The organism is Oceanobacillus alkalisoli, assembly GCF_021556485.1.
Lineage (GTDB): Bacteria > Bacillota > Bacilli > Bacillales > Amphibacillaceae > Oceanobacillus > Oceanobacillus alkalisoli.
In genome coordinates this window covers 1-255 of the sequence record NZ_JAKGBW010000122.1, presented here as the reverse complement: position 1 = coordinate 255, position 255 = coordinate 1, and the positions used below count along the sequence as shown (strand labels likewise).

Here is a 255-nt window from a genome sequence, read left to right as displayed (position 1 = left end):
AATGTAATATCCATTGACCTTTTGAAGATGCTGCTTTTCGAGGGCGTGCGCTTCAAAGGGTCTTTTCTTTGTATTGTGATTAATTTTATAGTTTCCAGTTCTCTTTAGCCACCTTAAGTTAGAGTCCTGCCAAGACTCTAAATCTTGGAAAATACGGTGGTTTGCGAAGTTATTCTTCACAAATTTTATAAGCTGTTCAACTTTGCCCTTGGATTCTGGATCACTTTTCCGGCATAAGTAGATCTTAAACCCTCT

Annotated in this window: 1 pseudogene; it reads right to left on the bottom strand. The window is 38.0% G+C overall.

The annotated features are described in order from the left end of the window. A pseudogene (locus LZD48_RS19410) lies at nt 1–255 on the bottom strand (IS21 family transposase); the annotation flags it as partial.